The organism is Reyranella sp. (assembly GCF_052439685.1).
GTDB lineage: Bacteria > Pseudomonadota > Alphaproteobacteria > Reyranellales > Reyranellaceae > Reyranella.
Map to the genome: position 1 here is coordinate 15549 of NZ_JBQVQG010000008.1, position 21027 is coordinate 36575.

At 65.1% G+C, this 21027-nt stretch carries 21 protein-coding genes; 6 read left to right on the forward strand and 15 right to left on the reverse strand.

The window, feature by feature from the left end; all coding sequences use genetic code 11:
- The first annotated feature begins 2 nt into the window (after positions 1–2).
- Positions 3–944, forward strand: a complete 942-nt coding sequence (locus ACT6UX_RS12560) for an ABC transporter substrate-binding protein (RefSeq protein WP_444775499.1) — start codon at positions 3–5, stop codon at positions 942–944.
- A 6-nt stretch (positions 945–950) separates the two neighbouring features.
- On the opposite strand, the gene ACT6UX_RS12565 is transcribed toward ACT6UX_RS12560, so the two are convergent.
- On the reverse strand, positions 951–1469 hold the full coding sequence (locus ACT6UX_RS12565) for a cold-shock protein (protein ID WP_444775500.1): 519 nt from the start codon (positions 1467–1469) through the stop codon (positions 951–953).
- Positions 1470–1594: 125 nt separating this feature from the next.
- Here ACT6UX_RS12565 and ACT6UX_RS12570 point away from each other — a divergent pair, with 125 nt between their 5' ends.
- Both ACT6UX_RS12570 and ACT6UX_RS12575 read left to right on the forward strand, forming a co-directional pair.
- A complete protein-coding gene (locus tag ACT6UX_RS12570; protein ID WP_444775501.1) occupies positions 1595–2473 on the forward strand; it encodes an SDR family oxidoreductase in 879 nt (292 codons plus the stop codon).
- Between the two features lie 192 nt (positions 2474–2665).
- Complete coding sequence (locus tag ACT6UX_RS12575; protein WP_444775502.1) at positions 2666–3277, forward strand: hypothetical protein; 612 nt, start codon at positions 2666–2668, stop codon at positions 3275–3277.
- A gap of 196 nt (positions 3278–3473) precedes the next feature.
- On the opposite strand, the gene ACT6UX_RS12580 is transcribed toward ACT6UX_RS12575, so the two are convergent.
- Positions 3474–5273, reverse strand: a complete 1800-nt coding sequence (locus ACT6UX_RS12580; RefSeq protein WP_444775503.1) for an IlvD/Edd family dehydratase — start codon at positions 5271–5273, stop codon at positions 3474–3476.
- 98 nt (positions 5274–5371) lie between these two features.
- Between ACT6UX_RS12580 and ACT6UX_RS12585 the strand changes: the two genes are divergently transcribed.
- Positions 5372–6304 (forward strand): sugar kinase, encoded by a 933-nt coding sequence (locus tag ACT6UX_RS12585; protein WP_444775504.1) that lies wholly within the window; start codon positions 5372–5374, stop codon positions 6302–6304.
- Here the strand turns inward: ACT6UX_RS12585 and ACT6UX_RS12590 are convergent.
- The 6 genes from ACT6UX_RS12590 to ACT6UX_RS12615 all read right to left on the reverse strand — a co-directional run bounded on the left by ACT6UX_RS12590 (position 6279) and on the right by ACT6UX_RS12615 (position 11560).
- Positions 6279–7256, reverse strand: coding sequence for a sterol desaturase family protein (locus ACT6UX_RS12590; RefSeq protein ID WP_444775505.1), 978 nt, complete (start codon positions 7254–7256; stop codon positions 6279–6281). The genes ACT6UX_RS12585 and ACT6UX_RS12590 overlap by 26 nt on opposite strands.
- A 7-nt stretch (positions 7257–7263) precedes the next feature.
- Positions 7264–8316 (reverse strand): YncE family protein, encoded by a 1053-nt coding sequence (locus tag ACT6UX_RS12595; RefSeq protein WP_444775506.1) that lies wholly within the window; start codon positions 8314–8316, stop codon positions 7264–7266.
- Between the two features lie 16 nt (positions 8317–8332).
- Positions 8333–8971: a bifunctional 4-hydroxy-2-oxoglutarate aldolase/2-dehydro-3-deoxy-phosphogluconate aldolase gene (gene eda, locus ACT6UX_RS12600; protein WP_444775507.1), complete on the reverse strand. Its 639-nt coding sequence runs from the start codon at positions 8969–8971 to the stop codon at positions 8333–8335.
- Between the two features lie 2 nt (positions 8972–8973).
- Positions 8974–9708 carry an SDR family oxidoreductase gene (locus tag ACT6UX_RS12605; protein ID WP_444775508.1) on the reverse strand — a complete coding sequence of 245 codons (735 nt, stop codon included), beginning with the start codon at positions 9706–9708 and terminating at the stop codon, positions 8974–8976.
- A gap of 35 nt (positions 9709–9743) precedes the next feature.
- On the reverse strand, positions 9744–10751 hold the full coding sequence (locus ACT6UX_RS12610) for a TAXI family TRAP transporter solute-binding subunit (protein ID WP_444775509.1): 1008 nt from the start codon (positions 10749–10751) through the stop codon (positions 9744–9746).
- A gap of 62 nt (positions 10752–10813) precedes the next feature.
- Positions 10814–11560: an SIR2 family NAD-dependent protein deacylase gene (locus ACT6UX_RS12615; protein ID WP_444775510.1), complete on the reverse strand. Its 747-nt coding sequence runs from the start codon at positions 11558–11560 to the stop codon at positions 10814–10816.
- A gap of 95 nt (positions 11561–11655) precedes the next feature.
- Between ACT6UX_RS12615 and ACT6UX_RS12620 the strand changes: the two genes are divergently transcribed.
- The gene (locus ACT6UX_RS12620) at positions 11656–12513 is read left to right on the forward strand and encodes a polysaccharide deacetylase family protein (protein WP_444775511.1); all 858 of its coding nucleotides are present in this window, start codon (positions 11656–11658) and stop codon (positions 12511–12513) included.
- 83 nt (positions 12514–12596) lie between these two features.
- Here the strand turns inward: ACT6UX_RS12620 and ACT6UX_RS12625 are convergent, their stop codons facing one another.
- From ACT6UX_RS12625 to ACT6UX_RS12655, 7 genes are read right to left on the reverse strand one after another with little or no spacing between them, the layout of a single operon-like run.
- Positions 12597–13388 carry a hypothetical protein gene (locus ACT6UX_RS12625; RefSeq protein WP_444775512.1) on the reverse strand — a complete coding sequence of 264 codons (792 nt, stop codon included), beginning with the start codon at positions 13386–13388 and terminating at the stop codon, positions 12597–12599.
- Entirely contained in the window at positions 13385–14266 is an 882-nt protein-coding gene (locus ACT6UX_RS12630; protein ID WP_444775513.1) for a phytanoyl-CoA dioxygenase family protein, read from the reverse strand. Before ACT6UX_RS12630 ends, ACT6UX_RS12625 begins: the two co-directional genes overlap by 4 nt.
- 13 nt (positions 14267–14279) lie before the next feature.
- Positions 14280–15074, reverse strand: a complete 795-nt coding sequence (locus ACT6UX_RS12635; RefSeq protein WP_444775514.1) for an enoyl-CoA hydratase — start codon at positions 15072–15074, stop codon at positions 14280–14282.
- A gap of 2 nt (positions 15075–15076) precedes the next feature.
- A complete protein-coding gene (locus tag ACT6UX_RS12640) occupies positions 15077–16255 on the reverse strand; it encodes a CaiB/BaiF CoA transferase family protein (RefSeq protein WP_444775515.1) in 1179 nt (392 codons plus the stop codon).
- Between the two features lie 21 nt (positions 16256–16276).
- Positions 16277–17338: an ABC transporter ATP-binding protein gene (locus tag ACT6UX_RS12645; RefSeq protein ID WP_444775516.1), complete on the reverse strand. Its 1062-nt coding sequence runs from the start codon at positions 17336–17338 to the stop codon at positions 16277–16279.
- Positions 17335–19068: an ABC transporter permease gene (locus ACT6UX_RS12650; protein WP_444775517.1), complete on the reverse strand. Its 1734-nt coding sequence runs from the start codon at positions 19066–19068 to the stop codon at positions 17335–17337. The genes ACT6UX_RS12645 and ACT6UX_RS12650 overlap by 4 nt, the downstream gene beginning before the upstream one ends.
- Positions 19069–19081: 13 nt before the next feature.
- The gene (locus ACT6UX_RS12655; protein ID WP_444775518.1) at positions 19082–20104 is read right to left on the reverse strand and encodes an ABC transporter substrate-binding protein; all 1023 of its coding nucleotides are present in this window, start codon (positions 20102–20104) and stop codon (positions 19082–19084) included.
- A gap of 100 nt (positions 20105–20204) precedes the next feature.
- Between ACT6UX_RS12655 and ACT6UX_RS12660 the strand changes: the two genes are divergently transcribed.
- A complete protein-coding gene (locus ACT6UX_RS12660) occupies positions 20205–20810 on the forward strand; it encodes a class I SAM-dependent methyltransferase (RefSeq protein ID WP_444775519.1) in 606 nt (201 codons plus the stop codon).
- Positions 20811–21027 lie beyond the last annotated feature (217 nt).

Consider the following 21027-nt stretch of genomic DNA (forward strand, 5'->3'; position numbering starts at 1 on the left):
CGATGCAAATGACCACCCGGTTGATCGCCGTGCTGGCGCTCTGTTGCCTGGCCCTTCCTGCGGCCGCGCAGGACAAAGTACGCATCCTGCTCGACTGGTTCGTCAATCCGGACCATGCCGCGCTGGTCATCGCCAAGCAGCGCGGCTTGTTCGAAAAGCAGGGTCTGGATGTCGAGCTGATCGCGCCCGCCGATCCCAACGCTCCGCCCAAGCTGGTCGCGGCCGGTCAGGCCGACTACGCGTTGTCCTATCAGCCGACGCTTCAGATGTTGGCCGCCGAAGGCCTGCCGCTGGTGCGGGTCGGCGTGCTCGTGGCGCAGCCGCTCAACTCCCTGGTGGCGCTGGAAGACTCACCCGTGAAGACCATCGCCGACTTCAAGGGCCGCAAGATCGGCTTCTCGGTCTCGGGCTTCGAGGAGGCGGTGCTGGGCGCGATGCTGGAAAGCGCCGGCCTCACCCTGAAGGACGTCACCCTGGTGAACATCAACTTCGCGCTCACCACCGCGCTCATGAGCAGACAGGTCGATGGAGTGATCGGCGCCTTCCGGAACTTCGAGCTGAACGACCTCGAATTGAACAAGGCGAAGGGCCGTATCTGGCTGGTCGAGAAACATGGCGTGCCGGCCTACGATGAACTGATCATCCTGGCCAAGCGCGAGACCGTCGATGCCGCCCGCACGAAGAAGTTGCTGGCTGCCCTCGCCGAGGCTACCGCCTGGCTGACGGCAAACCCGGCCGAGGCCTGGGCGAGCTTCTCGAAGTACGGCAAGGACCTCGACAACGATCTCAACCGGCTGGCGTGGAAGGATACGGTCCCGCTGCTCGCAGCCGATCCGTCCGCACTCGACCGGGCGCGCTATGCCACCTTCGCGGATTTCCTCGTGAAGCGCGGCCTGATCAAGCAGGCACCGCCACTCGACAGCTATCTGCGGGAAATCAGGTAGGAAAGCTCAGGCACCGCGGATTTCGACGACCTGCAGGCCTTTCTGGCCTTCGGCGATCCGGATCATCACTTTCTGGCCCGGCGCCAGCGAATCCAGTCCGTGCCGCCGCAACACGGCGGCGTGCACGAAGATGTCGCCTTCTTCCGCCTCGCGGGTGACGAACCCGTAGCCGCGCTCGTTATTGTACCATTTGACCAGCGCACCGATGTAATCGCTCATCGCGATTCCATCAGGAACGGGTGATGGCCTGGTGACCTGGGGAATCGCCGTCGACAGGTCGACGTCGATGACCTTCATCACCTGCCACCCTTTCGGGCCGCGAACACCTGCGCAAGTAACGGTTGCACCGGGCTTGAGGTCTTCATGCCCGGACTGCCGCAGTGTCGTTACATGCAGGAACGCGTCGCTGTTATCGATGTCCAGGGCAAGGAATCCGTACCCTTTGACAGCGTTGAACCACTTTACCTTACCACGCAGCTCAACCGTACCAACGTCCCCGCTCGTCTCTCCCTGATGGGTCGTCATTCAACGATCCCGTGTTGTTATGCAGAAATGGTAACCATCCTGCGCGGTATAAGCAACAGTCCTTGTCGGGGATTGCACGCTCACGCTAGACGAATCGCCTGAAGCATTCACGGGAGGACCGACACATGTTCAAGGCCGATCTGTTCAAGGGCAAGCGCTTCCTCGTCACCGGAGGCGGAACCGGCCTCGGCCGCATGATGATGGAGAAATTCGTCGAGCTGGGTGCAGACTGTGTGATCTGCGGCCGCCGCGGGAGCGTTCTCGAAGAGACGGCCAAACAGGTGATGGACAAGTATCCCGGCCGACGGGTCGACTTCCACTCCGTCGACATCCGAGTCGCGAGCGCCGTCGAAGAGATGATCGAGCAGATCTGGGCAACGGGCCCGCTCGACGGGCTGGTGAACAATGCCGCCGGCAACTTCATCTCGCAGACCAAGGACCTGAGCCCGCGCGCCTTCGACGCGATCGCCAACATCGTGCTGCACGGCACGTTCTACATGACCAATGCCTGCGGCAAGCGCTGGATTGCCGAGCAGCGCAAGGCGAGCGTCCTCAGCATCCTCACGACCTGGGTATGGACCGGCAGTCCCTTCGTCGTGCCGTCGGCCATGTCCAAGGCCGGGGTCGCCGTCATGACCCAGAGTCTCGCCGTCGAGTGGGCACGCCATGGCATCCGCTTGAATGCGATCGCGCCCGGCCCCTTCCCGACCGAGGGCGCATGGGCCCGTCTCAACCCGATGCAGGAAGGCAACGACTCGCGCTACAACACGCGCAATCCGATGGGCCGCGTCGGGCGTCCCAGCGAGCTCGCCAACATGGCCGCCTTCCTGATGAGCGAGGAGGTCGAGTACATCAACGGCGAGGTCATCGCGATCGACGGCGCCATGGGCATCATGGGCAACGGCACCTTCTCCCACATGATGTCCTATAGCGATCAGGACTGGGTTCGCATTCGCGAGCAGATCCAGTCGACCAATGCCGCCGACAAGGCGAAGCGAACCTGACGGCAAGTAAATGCGCGCCCCCTGCCGACCTGTGGCTTTCCTGCAACATGCTCCCACGATTGAGACGAGGCACCCCGCAGAGACGCCAATGTGGCCGTGTCTGCTGGGTCTCCGGCCTCAATTGAGCCAAAGTGTCATGATGTTTTGAGGCTCCCAAGAACAAGCATTTTCCGGGTCCCCGAGAGACCAATCGTGCAGTCCAGTAACAAGCCGGTCGCCTCCTCCAATCAGCCTTTGCCCCGCCGGCAAATGCTGTTCATGGGCGCTGCCCTGACCGGCTTGTTGATGGTTCCTCCCGTGTTGGCGCAGAGCGTAGAAGCCCGCCACTGGCAGGGTGCGGCAGCCATCACGAGACAACCGGAGCATGTGGTCGCCACGACAGTCGCCGAGTGGCGAAGCCTGTGGAGCCGGGTCGGCACGCCTGCTCCCGACATGTTCGAGGCCGGCCGGATGAACGCCGTGGGAATTTTCCTGGGACGTCGTGGCGGCGAAGGATACGCCGTGAACATCCTGTCGACGGCGCGTCGCCGCGATCGCATCGTCGTCGTCTTCGAGGAGCGGATGCCTGCCGAGATGATGATGGCACAGCGCGGCGCCGGGCCCCGTCCCGTAGCCGGAGGTCCGGTCATGAGCGCCCCCTCCGCCCTCCCACCGGGTGCGGCCGGCTTCGCGGCGCCCAGCGCCTCTCTGGCACCGCCGCCACCGGTCGCGCGGCCTGTCGGCCAGCCGACCTCGCCTTGGGCGATCATCCTCATCAACCGGGCGGATCTCCCGGTCTCGGTCGAGCAGCGCCTCTTCCGCTGATCCGGCGAGGCTTTGCGAGAATTCCAATAAGCCATACCCGTCGTCTCGACCGGAGCGCGTAAGCGCTGAATGGAGAGACCTGCTCTCCACTATTTGACGGCTTTGGGTGGATCGAAGGTCTCCCCACTCCGGACCTTCGGTGCTCCGGGGCGGGCGGGGTAACCCCCGCCCCGAGACGACGGGGCCTTTGTCCCGCTCAATGCGAGTGTCGCGGCACACCCTTGGTCTTGGCGATCTTCTGAAAATTCACCGCGAAATCGAGACAGGCGCCGCTGGCCAGCTGGCCGACGAATTTGCGCTGCAGTTCCTGCCAGGGCGTCTGGCTCGGGACCACTTCCGGCTTCCAGGCCTTCTTGCGCTTCGCGAGCTCCTTGGCCGTGATCAGGATGTTGGCGGTGCGCTTGCCGATGTCGACCCGCACCCTGTCGCCCGTCTGCAGCAGAGCGAGACCGCCACCCACCGCCGCCTCGGGCGAGGCATTCAGGATCGAGGGGCTTGCTGAGGTCCCGCTCTGGCGGCCGTCGCCGATGCACGGCAGCAGCAACACCCCGCCCTTCACCAGCCGGTCCGGCGGCAGCATGTTCACCACCTCGGCAGCACCTGGATATCCGACCGGGCCAGCATTACGGATGACCAGGATGCTGTTCTCGTCGATCGGCAGCTTGGGATCGTTGATCCGGTGGTGATAGTCCTCCGGTCCCTCGAAGACGATGGCCGTGCCTTCGAAGGCATCAGGATCGCCCTCGCGTTCCAGATATTTCTCGCGGAACTCCGGCGAGATCACCGAGGTCTTCATGATGGCCGAATCGAACAGGTTTCCGCCCAGAACGACGAAGCCCGCCTGGTTCAGCATCGGCTTGTCGTAGGTCTTGATCACCTCGCCGTCGGCCTTGAGCGCGGAGCGCAGGTTCTGGGCCATGGTCCTGCCCGACACCGTCATCACGTCGCCATGGATCTTCCGGCGGCCCAGGAGTTCCCTCATCACGGTCGGGACGCCGCCCGCGCGGTGGAAGGCCTCGCCGAGATACTTGCCGGCGGGCATGCAATTCACCAGCAGCGGAATGTCGTAGCCGACGCGGTCCCAATCCTCGTTGTCCAGCGTCACGCCGATGTGACGCGCGATGGCGTTCACGTGCGGCGGGCAGTTGGTCGAGGCTCCGAGTGCACTCGCCGCCACGATCGCGTTCTCGAACGCCTTGCGCGTCAGGATATCCGAGGGTTTCAGGTCCTCCCACACCATGTCGACGATGCGTTTGCCGGTTTCGTAGGCCATCTGGCCGCGCTCCTTGTACGGGCCGGGAATGGCCGCACAACCGGGCAGCGACATGCCGAGCGCCTCGGCCATGCTGTTCATGGAAAGCGCCGTTCCCATCGTGTTGCAGTGCCCCACGCTGGGCGCGCTCGACGCCACCATCTCGATGAACTTCTCCATGTCGATGCGGCCCGCCGCCAGCTCCTGGCGCGCGTACCAGACGATGGTGCCCGAGCCCGCGAGCCCGCCGGCAAAATGCCCGTCGAGCATCGGCCCGCCCGACAGCACGATCGCGGGAATGTCGACGGTGGCTGCGCCCATGATCATGGCCGGCGTGGTCTTGTCGCATCCGGTCGTCAGCACGACGCCATCGAAGAAGTAGCCGTAGAGGCATTCCACGAGGCTGAGATAGGCGAGGTTTCGATCCAGCGCCGCCGTCGGACGCTTGCCGGTCTCCTGGATGGGATGGACCGGAAACTCGATGGGAATGCCGCCGGCGTCGCGGATGCCGTCGCGCACGCGCGTGGCCAGGTCGAGATGATGCCGGTTGCAGGGCGAGAGGTCGCTGCCTGTCTGGGCAATGCCGATGATCGGCCGGCCACTGCGAAGCTCGGCCAGGGTGAGGCCGAAGTTCATGTAGCGCTCGAGGTAGAGGGCAGCCATCGTCGGGTCGCCCTTGGCGTCGAACCATTCGCGGCTGCGCAGTTGGCGCTTGGCGCCATTCCCGCTCTTCTTGCTGGCCATCCATTTCCTCCAGATTTGTTGCCTCAACCCTGAGAGAAGGCCTGCCGGAAGTCCAGCGCCTCGCTTGAGGTCCGGCCGATGCCGTGGGACTTTCTGTCATGACCAGCTCTCCGGACATCGTTTGCCTCGGCGAACCCCTGATCGAATTCAACCGCCCGAAAGAAGGCGACGGGCGCACTTGGCTGCAGGGCTTCGGCGGTGACTCCCAGAACGTGGCCATCGCGGCCGCCCGCCAGGGCGCGTCGACCGGCTACCTGACGGGCGTCGGCCAGGACTGGATGGGCGATGCCTTCCTCGACCTTTGGAAGAGCGAGGGCGTCGATGCGTCGAAGGTCACGCGGCATCCTACGGCGCCGACCGGCGTGAGCTTCGTCACCCACTCCGCAGCGGGCCACAAGTTCGACTATCTGCGCAAGAACTCCGCCGCCTCGCTGATGACGCCGGACATGCTCCCCCCAGACTACATCGCGGGCGCCCGGGTCCTGCATCTCTCGGCGATCGGCCAGGCGATCAGCGACAGCGCCCGCGAGACCTGCGACGCGGCGATCGGCATCGCTCGCAAGGCCGGCGTGAAGGTCTCCTATGACACCAATCTGCGCCTCCGGCTGTGGGAGCTCGACGTGGCACGCGAGGTCATCGACGCCACGATCGCGCGCTGCGACATCGCCCTGCCCAGCCTCGACGACTCCCAGCAGCTCACCGGGCTGAAGGAACCCGAAGCGATCGTCGCTCACTATCTCGCGCTCGGCGCACCGCTGGTCGCCCTCAAGATGGGAGCGGAAGGATCGTTGATCGCCACGCGCGACAGCCAGACCCGCATCGTCCCGCACAAGGTCGAGGCGGTCGACGCGACCGGCGCCGGTGACACGTTCGACGGGGCTTTCCTCACCCGCCTGCTGGCGGGCGACGATCCGGAAACCGCGGCTCGCTATGCCAACGTGGCAGCGGCACTGTCGACCACGGGCTACGGCGCCGTAACCCCGATGCCGCGCGCGACCGATGTCATCACGGCACTGAAGCGCGCCGCCTGAACCTCGGCAGCAGGGCCCGCAGGAACCGGCCGAACACGGTCGCCTGCTGGACGAGCCAGCCACGGCCATTGTCGGCATCGACGGCGGCATCGTCGACGCCCGTCGGCCGGGTCTTTTCGTCATAGATTGCCGTGCCGAACAGGATGTCCCAGATCGGGAAGACCGGCGCGAAGTTGTGGTCCTGGATGTGACGTTCGGCGGGTGTCGAGAGCGCGTGATGGAGGCGGTGGAAGCGTGGGCCGACCAGCAGCCGCTCCCCCAGCCAGCCAAAGGACATGTCGACGTTGGCATGCGACCAGCTCTCGATCAGGCGGCCGACCATGAGGATGGTCACATACTCACCAGGCTGTACGCCAACGAACTGGGAGAACAGGACCAGCGCCAAGGTGATGAGCAGGTCGTCGATCACGTGGTTGCGGTCGTCCGTCCACACCGTCACGCGGCGCTGGCTGTGATGCAGGCTGTGCAGCGCCCACCACCATCCAAAGGCATGCTGGCCCCGATGCAGCCAGTAAGCAGCGAAGTCGTAGAGCACGAAGTAGACGAGGAACGATAGAAGGGCGTTGTCACCGATCCAGGGTAGCAGGCGCTCCAGCCGCGGCGGCATGTAACCCCAACTCCGCACCGCCAGCTCGATCTCCTGAACCAGGGGATAGGTCAGGATGAAGACGGCGAGCGGAATCAAGCCGAGCTTGTTCAGCACCGTATAGACGCGGTCGACCATGACGAGGCTGTCGTCAGGCCCTGCCTTTTCGAGCGGCCAGCGGCGCTCGAAGTAGCGCATGCCGATCGCGATCACCGCGATCTGGACGACACCCAGCATGACGAACTCGACAGCGCCGTAACCCGGCTCGTACCAGGCCATCAGACCGAAATGAAACAGGACAGGACTGACGAGCGTCTCGAAAAGCCAGGCCTGGACGCCGACCCAAAGGTCGATCAGGTCGCGCATCGCGCGTCTACTTGCGGTCGCTCACCGTCGACGCCGCGCGGACTGGCAGGCCAGCGCCGGCGGTGACGGTCGCCGTGGACTTCAGCATGAAGACACCATGTGGGGACTTGCCCACGGGAACGCTGCCGACGACCTTCATCGTATCCATGTCGACGATGGCAACTCGGCGCAGGAAGCGCTGTGTCACCCAGAGTTCCCGTCCATCGGGTGTGATGTCCATGCAGTCGGGACCGCCGGGGATGCGGACGCTGGCGACCACCTTCGGCTCGTCCTTGGTGTCGATCAGGGTAACCACCCCCTCGACGCGATTGCTCAGGAAGTAGTGGCGGCCGTCGCCCTTCGGAAAGAAATTGTGGGCGCCCTTGCCGGTCTGGAGGCTGCCCTTGACCGCACCGTCCCGGGGATCGACGGTCACGATCCGGTCCTCGCCGGTCAGCGCCACCAGCAGGCGCTTGTCGTCCGGAAGCATCACGATACCCGCCGGGGCATTGCCGACCGGCATGTTCCACTTCAGCGTCTGCGTCGCCAGGTCGAAGGCCGCGACCCGTCCGCTCTGCTGCAGGGTGACGAAGACCGTCTTGGACTCGGTATCGAAGGCAATATGGCTAGGCAGCCCATCGATGAAGATGCGGCCGGCGAGCCGAAACCCGTCGGCATGGTAGATGTCGACATGGTCGAGGCGATAGGCCGCCGTAACGAACCACTTGCCGTCGGGGCTGAAGCCCAGATGGTAGGGATCGAGGATATCCTTTACGACCCGCTTGCGTTCGCCGGTCTTGATGTCCAGCGCGAGCAGCTCGTTGGTCGCCGTCGACCCGATCAGCACTTCCTTGCCGTCCGGAGACAGGATCAGATGGTGGGGCTCCCGGCCGACCGGCAGGCGCACAACCTCGGTTCGGGCGCTACGGCTCAGGATGCTGTAGGACGCCTCGTCGGAATTCAGGATGATGACGGAATCGGCTCGCGCTGCCCCGCTCACCACAAGCGAAAACGCCAGCGCCGCGATCGACAACCTATTCATTTGGGTAGCCGTTGCTCCTTGGAGCTTTGCTTGAAGCACCTTTCCCCAGGTTCCGCTAGCGGCGTTTCAGCGTCGAGGCCGCGGCGGCCAGCCTTTCGACGCTTTGCCAGTCACCTGTTGCCACGGCGACACGCGGGGCGACCCATGAGCCGCCCACGCAGACCACATTCGGCAGTGCCAGATAGGCCGGCGCCGTCTCCGCCGTGATGCCGCCGGTCGGGCAGAAGCGCAGACCCGACAGCGGCGCCCCCACCGCCTTGATCCACGTCAAACCGCCGGCCGCATCGGCCGGAAAAAGTTTGAGAATCCCGAAGCCCTGTTCGGCGAGCGCCATTGCTTCGGAAACGGTCTGCACTCCCGGCAGGAATGGTAAGCCGCATGACCGTGCGGCTCGCGCCAACATGTCCGTGCAGCCCGGACTCACGGCAAAGCGCGCGCCGGCTTGCTGCACCTGATCGAGTTGCGTCGGATTGAGCACGGTCCCTGCGCCGACGATCGCCTCCGGAACCTCGTCGACGATCGTCCGCAGGGCCTCGAGCGCTGCTCTGGTCCGAAGCGTGATCTCGAGGACCGGCAAGCCGCCCCGCACCAGCGCCCGGGCCAGCGGCACCGCCGTGTCCGGCGTCTCTATGGTCAGGACCGGGATGACCGGCGCCCGCGCGGCAATGGCTGCGATGTCGCCGGCCCCGTCCACCGTCAAACGCTCCAGCCGCCGTCGATCACGTTGACGGTGCCGGTCGTGAAGGCCGATTCGTCGCTCGCGAGATAGGTCGCCAGCGCTGCGATCTCCGCGGCCGCCCCGAACCGGCCGGTCGGCTGGCGCTGCAGGAAGAACTGCCGGGCATCGGCGCCGCCGCCCAGGGCCGAGATACGCTCGTCGAGCGAGGGCGTCTGTACCGTGCCCGGGCAAATGGCGTTGCAGCGGATTCCCTTGGAGACGTAGTCGACGGCCACCGACTTGGTGAGACCGATGACGGCCGCCTTGGTGGTCCCATAGATGAAGCGCAACGCTGCGCCCTTCACCGAAGAGGCCGCCGATGACATGTTGACGATCGAGCCGGAGCTTTTTTCCAGCATGCCCGGCAGGAAGGCCTGGATCGTCCAGAACATGCTGCGGACGTTGAGGTCGAAGGCGAACTGCCACTGCTCGTCGGTCGCCTCCAGTACCGTTCCGTGGTGAACGAAGCCGGCACAGTTGAAGAGCACGTCGACCGTACCGGTTTCCGCTGCGAGCCCGCCAATGGCGGCCTTGTCGAGCACGTCCAATTTTCGCGTCGTCACGCCCTCGACACCGTCGAGCGCCGCCAGCTTCGCGGCATCGACGTCGGTTGCCCAGACCCGGGCGCCTTCGCGGGCGAAGGCCCGGGCCGTGGCCGCGCCGATACCCTGCCCCGCCGCCGTGACGACGCAAGTCTTGTCCTTCAGCCGCATCTCATCCTCCCCAGTCCGCCCCGTTCGGTGAGCCCTTATTTGATCAGGCCCTTTTCCTTGTAGAATTTCTCGGACCCCGGATGCAGCGGGATGGCAATGCCGTGCAACGCCGTGTCGAGCTTGATTGCCTTACCCTTGGCGTGGCCCGAATCCAGCAGCCTGCGGGTGTTGGCGTTCCAGAGCGCCGCCGTGACGGCATAGATCAGCGCCTCGGGCTGCTTGATCGAGGTTGCCCAGATCGCGGTTACGCTGACCGTCTTGACGCCAGCGACGTTCTTGTAGGCGTCGTCCGGAATCTCGTCGCTCGCGAAGAAGCTGAACTTCTTCAGCAGCCCCTCGGCCTCCGGCCCGGCGATCGGGACCAGGTCGATGCCCGTCGTCGACGCCAGTTCGGAGATCGCCCCATTGGGCCAGCCGCTCACGCTGAAGAAGGCGTCGAGCGCCCCGTCCTTCAGCTTGTCGGCGGCCTGCTGCGTCTTGAGATACTCGGCCTTCAGGTCCTTCTCGGTGAGACCGTAGGCCGACAGGATCAGCCGCGCATCGACCAGAGTCCCCGAGCCGGGCTCGTCCAGCGACAGGCGCTTGCCCTTCAGATCGGCCACGGTCTTGATGCCGGAGCCCTTGCGCGCAACCAGCTGGAAGCTCTCCGGGTAGAGGCTGGCGATGGCGCGCAGCCCCTCCGCCTTCGGGCGTCCCTCGTAGATGCCGGTGCCGTTATAGGCCCAGTAGGCCACGTCGGACTGAACGAAGCCGGACTGCAGGTTGCCCGCGGCAATGGCCGTGGCGTTGGCTACCGAACCGTTGGAGGCGACGGCGGTGGCGACCAGTCCCGGCACGCCACACGAGCCGCCATCGGCACAGGCGCGCGAACCCGGCGGGTTCGAAATGGCATTGGCGATCAGTCCGCCGATCGGGAAATAAGTGCCGGCGGTGGCGCCGGTGCCGATGCGGAAGAAGGTGATATCCTGAGCCGCGGCAGGCATCGCGCCCCATGCGGCGGCGCCGAGGCCGCCCAGCAGCGCTGTCCTGCGATTGATCCGCATTGGAGTCTCCTTGATCTTCGGCGATTAAATCGCGTCCGACGCTGTGCTGCAACGATCGCCGTTCAGTTCACGCCGATCGCGCGGCTCAATGTCGAACCGATCTCCTTGTGAATGACCAGATCGGCATCGGCGTCCTGATCGGTCGGTTCGCGATTTACGATGACGAAGCTGGCGCCATTGCGGCGGGCAAGTTGCGGAAATCCGGCCGCCGGATAGACGACCAGGGAGCTGCCCAGGACAATGAAAAGGTCGCAGGCCAGCGTCTCCTCCTGGGCCCGCAACATCGGCACTTCGGGCATCGCCTGACCGAAGGAGATGGTCGCCGTCTTCACGATCCCTTGGCATTTCTCGCAGATCGGCAACGTCCCCTTCTCCAGAAAGGCCCTTCGGATCGGCTCGAGTTCGTGGCGGTGCCCGCAGTCCAGGCAGGTGGCGTAGGTCGTGTTGCCGTGCAGCTCTATGACCTTCGAGTCCGGCACGCCGGAGCGCTGGTGAAGTCCGTCGATGTTCTGGGTGATGATGGCGCTCATCCGCCCCTGCTCCACCAGCTTGGCGAGCGCGCGGTGGCCCGCATTGGGCTCGGCCTTCAGCAGGGTCTCGTCGGTGGCGAACTTGCGGCGCCAGGACTCCCGGCGCATCTCGTCGGAGGCCATGAAGTCGTCGAAGTAGATCGGCTTGTATCGGGTCCAGATCCCTCCGGGTGACCGGAAATCCGGGATGCCGGACTCCGTCGAAATTCCTGCCCCCGTGAAGGCCACGATCCGCTCGGCCGCATCGACCATCTCGCGCAGGCGTTCGGCTTCGTCCATTGCTCACCTCCGTCAGGCATCAGGATATCATCCGGCGATGGGCGCGCACGACAAACCGGCCTAAGCTTCGCCAAACCGATCCCGGAGCCATCGCCATGACGCGTCACATCGTTTGCCTAACCTTCGACCACGACCACCTGTCCGGCCTCATCGCCCGCGGCATGACCTCGCCGACCGCGATGTCGCGTGGAGAGTACGATGTCGTGGTCATCCCGCGGCTGGTCGCCCTGATGGAGCGCTACGGCATCAAGGGCACCTTCTTCACGCCCGGCCACACGATCGACAGCACGCCGCAGGCCGTCGCGCCCTATGTCGAGGCGGGCCACGAGCTCGCCCATCACGGCTGGACCCATCGCCTGCCCGTCACCCTCTCGCGCGAGGAGGAAGAGGAGGAAATCGTCCGCGGCAACGAATCGATCAAGCGCATCAGCGGCCGCACCGCGCGCGGCTACCGTTCGCCCGCCTGGGACCTCTCGCCCCATTCGATCGAGCTGCTGCTGAAGCACGGCATCCAGTACGACAGCTCGATGATGGGCCATGACTACGAATGTTACTTCGCCCGCCAGGGCGATGTTGCCGAGTTGATGACGCCGTTCGTGCGCGGTCGCGAGACGCCCCTGCTCGAAATGCCGATCAGCTGGTCGCTCGACGACTTCCCGCACTTCGAATACATGCGCCTGCCCAACGGGTCGGTGCAGCAGGGCCTGATGAACGCCACGAACGTCCTCGACAATTTCGTCGACGACTTCACCTACATGACCCGCGTCCAGCCCGACTTCGGCATCCTCACCTACACGTTCCACCCGCACGTGATCGGCCGCGGCCATCGCATGATGATGCTGGAGCGCCTGATCCAGCGCCTGATCGAGGGCGGCGCGGTTTTCATGACGATGGAACAAGCGATGGGAGAGTGGCTGGCCCGTAATCAGAACGCCCGCAAGGCAGCGGAGTAACCGCTCCCTCAAATCCGTCGTCTCGACCGGAGTGCCGAAGGCGCGAGGCTCCGGTCGAGACGATGGGAATCTGATCCTGCTTCTTACAGAGGCCCGCCCCGCGCCGCACGGATTGCGCGACAGATGGTGACCATCTTGCCGATGGCGTGATCGACGAACAGGCCGACGGCCTTCTCGATCTCCGTGGCCTGCGCCGGCCGGCCGGCTGAGATCGCTCCGGCGATGTCGCCCGAAAGAACGGCGGCCGTCCGGCGGTTGTCGAGAACGGCCTTGCGCAGGGATCCATCGGCGACGACCGGGCCCAGCACCGCCTCGAGGCGCTGAAGAAACGACGGCGCGTGCGCCAGGTGGCGATACATGCTGGCCAGGATCAGCGGCTGCGGCTCGTCGCCGAACTTGTTGAGGCGCAGCACCAGCGCCCAGGTCTCGGGGGCAACGTCGTCCTCGGAAGCGAGCTTGGGCAGCGCCAGGTCGGGCGCCGCCTTGCGCGGGCCTGGCGCGATCTTGCCATCGCGGGCCACCTCGCCGTTCAGCCAGTTGCGCAGGGCGCCCAGGGCAAAGAGGTTGATCGTGTTCGAATGGTCATAGCTCGCGAGCACGGCGTCGACACTGGCGGGCTCATCCCCGGCCAGCGAGGCCAGCTTGGGGACGTCCATCGTCCGGTGGAAGGCGGCCATCGCGGCGTCCGGCAATCCGTCGAGATAGAGCGGCTTCACCGCCGCCCAAGCCCAAGGCAGCGCGCCGTCCATGGTAGCGAGATGGCGCCACACGAGATTGACCACGCGCACACCGACGGTCGTCCGGATGTCCGAAAAAAGATCGGCGATCTCGCCGGTGGCCGCGGCCTCGGTGATCGCCGGAAGAGGATCGCTCACTCGGCAGCCTGCTTTGAATCTTGTCCGATGACGGTGAAGAACGAGGCCGTCTTGGGTTGCTTGGGCAATTCGACCATCCCTTCCTTGAGGCGGGCGAAGCGGGCTTCCTTGCCCCGCACGATGCGGCCCTCGTTCAGGCTCGGCATCGGATTGCGCGCAATCGGCACCGCGTCAGCGGCGGTATAGACGCAGATGTAGAGACCGCGCGACGTGTCGGCGCCGTTGGCGGCCGAGCCGTGCAGCAGCCGCGTGTGCATCAGGCATACGCTGCCCGCCTTGCCGAGGCAGGGCATCGACTGGGCAAGCGCCCTCTTCTCCTCGTCGGGCGCGACCGCACCGGTGAAGCGTTCGCCCTCGAACAGGGACAGGACCGGTCCCTTGTGCGAACCCGGTACCACTGTGAGGCAGCCATTGCTCTCATCGACATCGTCGAGGAAGAGCAGCGCCGTCACGATGTCGTCGTTGGTGTGCGGCGTGTAGGCGAAATCCTGGTGGTAGTTGACCTCGGTCCGCGCACCCGGAAGCTTGAGGTTGATCTTGCAATGGTGAAACTTCACGTCCGGCCCGATCAGCTCCGCCACCATGTCGACCATGCGGGCGTCGAGCATGACTTCGCGATAGGCGTCGGAGATGTCGGAGGGGTTGTTGATCCGCCGCAGCGCGGGCTTCTCCGCACTATGCTCGGCCCCCATGTCGAAGCGCGGACGGCCGTCGACGGTCGGCGGCCCGAAGGGCGCGGCGTGGGCCCTGCTCTGCTCGACCCACCCCGCGATCTCGCCCTTCAAGGCGGCGAGCTGCGCCGGCGTGACGGCGTCCTCCACCATGAGATACCCGTCGCGCCAGAACGCGTCGCGTTGCTCCTGTGTCAGCGTCGTCATCGCCGTCTCCCGTTCAACGTCCCTTGAACACCGGTTTACGCTTCTCCATGAAGGCCGTGCGGCCCTCGACATAGTCTTCCGAATCGAAGCACTGCTTCACCAGCCCGTTGAGGCGGGCGAAGTCGGGCTCGCCGTCGAGGCGCGTCAGTTCCTCGATGGTGCGCTTGGCGGCGTGCATGGTGAGCGGCGCATTCTCACCGATCATCCGGCAGTAGTTCTCGACATAGGAATCGAGCTCGGCGTCAGGCACGACGCGCGTGACCAGCCCCATGCCGAAGGCTTCCTGGGCATTGAAGTGCCGCGCGGTGAAGAAGATCTCCTTGGCGTGGGACGGGCCCACGAGGTCGGTCAGGATCTTCAGCCCGCTGGCGCGGTAGCCCAGCCCGAGGCGAGCCGCCGGGACTCCGAACCGGCTGTTCTCCGAGGCAATGCGGATATCGCAGAGCAGCGACACGGCCAGCCCGCCGCCGATGCAGTAGCCCCGGATTCGGGCGATCGTCGGCTTGGAGCACCGGTGAAGGCGCCGGTTGGCCTCCTCGCCGATCTTGTCGTAGTAGGCGACCTGCTCGGGCGTGTTGCGCGCCTTCTCGAACTCCGAGATGTCGGCGCCCGAGACGAAGGCCTTGTCGCCCGCGCCAGTGACGACCACGACGCGGATCGCCGGGTCCTTCTCGAACTCGTCGAGAATGACCGGGATCGCCTCCCACATGTCGGTCGATGTGGCGTTGTGTTTCTGCGGCTTGTTGAAGACGAGCCGGCCGACCGGTCCCACCTTCTCCGCGATCATGTTCGGCGTCGGGCTGATCATGCTCAGATCACGCCCCGCTTGCGGAAGTCGGCGATCGCCGCTGCGTCGAAGCCGGCTTCCTTGAGCACATCGTCGGTATGCTCGCCCTGCTCCGGCGTCGCCGTCTTCATCTCGAACGGCGTGCGGCTCATGTTGATGGCCTGGCCGATCAGCTCGATGTCGCCCAGCTTGGGCGAATGCACGGGATGGGCCATCTTCAGGTGCTTGACCTGCGGATCGGCGAACATCTCGTCCATCTTGTAGATCGGGCCGGCGGGCACGCCCGCCTTGTTCAGCTTCTCGACGAGGTCGGCGCTGCCGTATTGCGCAACCCGCTTGTTGATTTCGTCGTTCAGCGCGTCACGGTTCTGGGCACGTCCCTTGTCGGTGCTGAACCGCTCGTCGGTGTAGAGTTCCGGCGAGCCGACGGCCTCGCAGAACCGCTTGTAGATATGCCCACCAGACGCTGCGATGTTGATGTAGCCGTCCTTGGTCTTGAAGACGCCGGTCGGGATCGAGGTCGGGTGGTTGTTGCCCGCCTGGCCGGGCACGTCCTTCGACATCGTCCAGCGCGCCGCCTGGAAGTCGCACATCGAAATCATCGCCTGCAAAAGCGAGCTCGAGACCCACTGGCCCTGACCCGAGGTCTCGCGCTCCAGCAGCGCGATCAGGATGCCGATGGCGCAGTGCAGGCCTGCGCCCACGTCGGCCACGGCGATGCCGGCACGCATCGGGCCCTCGCCCGGATTGCCGGTCACCATCATCAGGCCGCCCATACCCTGGGCGATCTGGTCGAAGCCGGCACGCTCGGCATAGGGTCCGTCCTGGCCGAAGCCCGAAATCGATCCGAGGATGATCTTCGGATTCACCTTCTTCAGGCTCTCATAGTCGATGCCGAGGCGGAATTTGACGTCGGCGCGGTAGTTCTCGACCACCACGTCGGCCTGCTCGACCAGCTTCATGAAGACGGCCTTGCCGTCCGCCTCCTTGAGATTGAGCGTGATCGACCGCTTGTTGCGATGCAGGTTCTGGAAATCGGGCCCATGGCGCGGACCGCCCATGTCCATCTCGCCGGCCGACGGCGGCATCTCGACCTTGATGCAGTCGGCGCCCCAGTCGGCGAGGTAGCGGACAGCCGTGGGACCGGCGCGCACGCGCGTCAGGTCGAGGACTTTGAAACGGGCTAGCGGTCCTGCGGTCATGCTCTCACTCTACGTTTGGAACTACTCTACCCGTACCATGGCGGACAGCGCGATCTCCAGCCAGACGCGGCTGCCGACCTCGAAAACGACGGTCGGGGCGGTCGAAACGCGTAGCGGCTTCGTGCCGCCCAGCGGTCGGACCTGATAGTCCCAGTATTCGCCGAGATAGGACCGGTCGACGATTTCGGCTTCGACTGACAATCCGGCGCCGCCGGACGGCTGAGTCGACAAGCCGATCGCCTGCGGGCGTAGTGAATAGGACAGCTTGCCTCCGCCGCTCGCGCCCTCGAGCGCCGCGGCCGGCGCGCCGAAGCCGTCGAAACGCACGTCGCTGCCCTGCGCCGTCCCTTCCACGAAGTTCGTGCGGCCGATGAAGCCGGCCACGAAACGGCTTTTGGGACGCCCGTAGAGCACATGCGGGGCGTCGATCTGCTCGACCTTGCCCTTGTTCATGACGACGATCCGGTCAGACGTCACCATCGCCTCGGACTGGTCGTGGGTGACGTAGACGGTCGTGATCTTGAACTCGTCGTGCAGGCGGCGGATCTCGAACCGCATCTCCTCGCGCAGGTTGGCGTCGAGGTTGGACAGCGGCTCGTCGAGCAGCAGCACTTCGGGCTCGACGACGATGGCGCGGGCCAGGGCGACGCGCTGCTGCTGGCCGCCCGACAGTTCGGCCGGGTAGCGGCCCTTGAGGTTGCGCATCTGGACGACGTCCAGGATCTTGTCGACCCGCCGGTCGATCTCGGCGCGCGACAGCTTCCGGATCTGCAGGCCGAAGCCGACATTCTCACCCACCGTCATGTTGGGCCAGATGGCGTAGCTCTGGAAGATCATGGACATGCGGCGATGCTCGGGCGGCACGACGCCCGAGGCGGAAGAAATCTGCTTGCCATCCATCTCGATGCTGCCGCCACTGGGCGGCATGAAGCCCGCGATCATGCGCAGGGTCGTTGTCTTGCCGCAGCCCGACGGACCGAGCAGGGAAACGAACTCGCCCTTCGCCAGTTCGAGGGAGAAATCGGCCACCGCCTCGAACGCGCCGTAGCGCTTGGCGACATTCTTCAAAACCAGCTTGCTCATGTCGCGTTACGCCTCAGCATGAAGTCGCGGCCCAAGGCCTTCTGGCCGATCCAGAGGAGCGGCAGGGTCAGCACCTGCAGGACCAGCGCGAGCGCGGCGAGGCGTTCGAAGTTCCCCTCCTCGCTCATGTCGAAGATCATGACGGACGCCACCTTCGTGTTGGGACCATAAAGGAAGATCGCCGCCGACAGTTCGCGCGTCGCCGGGATGAAGATCAGAAGCCATGCGCCCATCATATTCCGCTTGAGCAGCGGCGCCACGACGCGACGTAATGCCGTCAGACGGCTGCCGCCGAGCACACGGACCGCCTCCTCCATCTCGGGGTTGAGGCTGTTGATGGCGGCACTGGCATTGACGTAGCCCACCGGCAGGAAGCGTGTCGTGAAGGCCAGGATCATGATCAGCGCCGTGCCATAAAGCGCCAGCGGCGGCGGCGCATAGGCGGCATAAAAGCCTATCGCCAGAACCACGCCCGGGATCACGAAGGGCGCGACGCACAGGAAGCCCAGCACGCCGCCGAACGGGATCAGCCGCCGCGCGACGATGTAGGCCACGCCCAGGGTCAGGAACACCGCGACGGTGGCGCTGATTGCGCCATAGACGAAGCTGTTGATGACCGACTGGGCCGCCGTCGCATGCTCGAACAGGATGAAGCGAAAGTTCGCCCAGGTGATGTTGTCGAGGGTGAATCCGCGGCCCCAGGCCTTGGCGAAGGCCGACTGGATCAGAAAGATATAGGGCAGGAACACCGACAGTGCGGCGACGAACATGGCATAGCCGAACACGACCCAGCGCCAGCGGCCGAGCAGGATCGGACGCCGCTCGCCGCCCTTGCCGGTCAGCGCCACGAAGCCCTTGCGCCGCACGATCAGCCGCTGGACCAGCACCAGCAGGATCGTGACGCCCAGCAGCGGCATGGCATAGGCCGCCGCCACCTCGACCCGGACGGGATTTCCGAAGAACTGGAAGAGCTGTGTCGTCACCACGTTGAAGCGCGCCGGAATGGCGATCATGGCGGGCGAGCCGAACAAAGCGATCGCTTCCAGGAAGCAGATGATCATGCCCCCCAGGATGGCCGGCAGCGCGAGCGGCAGAGTGACCTTGCGCATGGTGCGCCACGGCCCTGCCCCCAGGATGTTTGCGGCATCCTCCATCTCCGACGACACCAGCTCCAGCGCCGCCGTGGTGAAGATGAAGATGTAGGGGAACGAGTAGAGCGCGATGACGACCGCGAGGCCGGTGAAGCTGTAGATGTTGAAGGGCCCCGCTTCTGCGCCGGTCACCATCATGTAGAAGCGGTTGAGCCAGCCGGCATTGGGCCCGGCCAGCAGAATCCAGGCGACGGCGCCGGTGTAGGGCGGCGTGATGAAGGTCGCCAGCACCAGCATGCGGGTGAGACCGCGGCCCGGCATGTTGGTCCGCGCCACGGCCCACGCCAGCGGCACCGCGAAGACGCCCGCCAGCAAGGCGGACACGGCGCCAAGCTTCAGCGAATTGACCAAGGCCTCGACGTACCGCGCCCGACCATAAGCCGTCGCGTAATTGGCGAAGGTGAATTCGCCGGTACGCTCCGTCTGGAAGCTGGTGATGACCAGGTAGACGAACGGGCTCACCACCAGGAAAAGAAGGACCGCGATGATCGCGATCCACAGGAGCCAGGACGAATCGAAGCGACTGGCACGCATGGGGCGCACCGGCATCGTATCGATCGTCGGAACCGTCACCGACATGGTCAGGCGTCGATCAGTTGCCGAACGTATCGCGCCACTGCTCGATCACATCGGGAATGCCCTTGTCCACCTCCTCGACGGTCGGGCGGATCACCTTGATCTCGCTGATCGGCTTGGCGCCCGGAGGCGACGGGACCTCGGGACGCAGCGGGATCAGGAAGTGCTTGGCACTGATCTTCGCCGCCTCGATTGTGTAGAGGTACTCCATGAAGAGCTTGGCGGCGTTCGGATGCTTCGTCCCCTTCATGATAGCCGACGGCGAGATGATGAGCACGGCCCCGTCGGAGGGATAGACGACGGCCAGCGGATTTCCACGCGACGCGCTGAACAGAGTCGAGCCGTCAGAGCCCGCGGCGACCTGCCGCTCGCCGGCGTTCAGTGCGGTCACCGTGTCGTTGATCGAGCGGCCGATCTGCGGCTTGTTCTTCTCGAGCTTGTCGAAATACTGCCAGCCGTAGAGCTTCTTCATCGAGAGCACCCACGTACCGACATAGCCGGAGAAACCCGGATGGCCGGTCGAGACCTTGCCCTTCCACTTGATGTCGAGCAGGTCCTCCCACTTCTTGGGCGCGTCCTCGGCTTTCACCTTGGTCGTGTTGTAGGTGATCACGACCATGCCGGCCGCCGTGGTCTGATAGAAGCCTGCGGGATCGAAATTCTGGAAGACCGGAGAGATCTTCGACATGTTCTCCGGCACGTACTTGTCGAGGCGGCCTTCGGCTTTGAGGCGGGCATAGTGGCCGAGGTCGGTCGACGAGAAGACGTCGCAGATCGTCTGGTTGTTCTTGAGATCCTGCAACAGGCGCTGATAGGCGACCTGCGCCGTCGTGCGCACGACGTTGACCTTGATGCCGTACATCTCGGTGAAACCGCGGCCCAGATCTTCCGCGCCCTCGGACGTGTAGTGGGCAACGTACCAGGTGAGCTCGCCTTCCTTCTTGGCGGCCTCGGTGAGCGCATTCAGATCGGCGCGCGCCGCGAGCGGCGTGAACACGAGCGCCATGGCCAGAGCCAGCCGCCTTCCGAACCTCGTCATGTTTCCTCCCGGGTCGTTACTTTGTTGGTTCATTGCTCGTGAAGGCGATACGATCATACGATGACCCCTACGACAAGCGCCGCAGCCTGAGAGAATGCGCATGACGGAAAGCGATCGGTCGGCCAGTTGGGCCGCGTATTACCAGCAACTTCGTGACCGCCCTCCTCGCAAGACTCTGCTCGCCGCGCTCGATGCGTTCGGCGAGGCACCGCATGACGCCCTCGTCATGGATCTCGGATGCGGCGACGGCCGGGATGTGATCGAGATGCTGCGCCGCGGCTGGAAGGTCGTTGCCGTCGATGCAGAACCCGAAGCGCTGCGACAGTTGCAGGCGCGGCCCCTGCCCGAGGGCAGCGACGTCACGCCCGTCAACGCGCGCCTCGAAGAGGTGCCGATCCCGCTCGGCGTGCACCTCGTGAATTCGAGCTTCGCCATGCCCCTTTGCCAGCCCGAGGCCTTCCGCCGAACCTGGGACCGCATTCGCGAAGCGCTTCCTCCGGGTGGACGATTCTCCGGTCAATGGTACGGGCCGCGCGACAGCTGGATCGGGCGGCCGGGCATGACGTTCCTCTCGCGCGACGAGGCGCTCGGCCTTCTGCAGGGATTCGAAGTCGAGATGTTCGAGGAGGAGGAAGCCGACGGCGTCACGCCGCGCGGCAACGCCAAGCACTGGCACATCTTCCACGTCGTCGCGAAAAAGCGTTAGGCGTGTTTACGGCCCGCCCGCGCTGTGCGAGGCTCCTAATCCCATCAACATCGAAAGGAGGTGATCCTGTGAACTACACCATCACGACGCCGGCGATCTCTGCAGTTGCCGCCACCAGGATCGTTCCTGCCTTGGCTCGCTGCTGCGACTGACGGATCGACGATAGTCGGCACAAAGCCGCCTCCGGGCGGCTTTGTTGTGTCTGGGCCGTATCGAT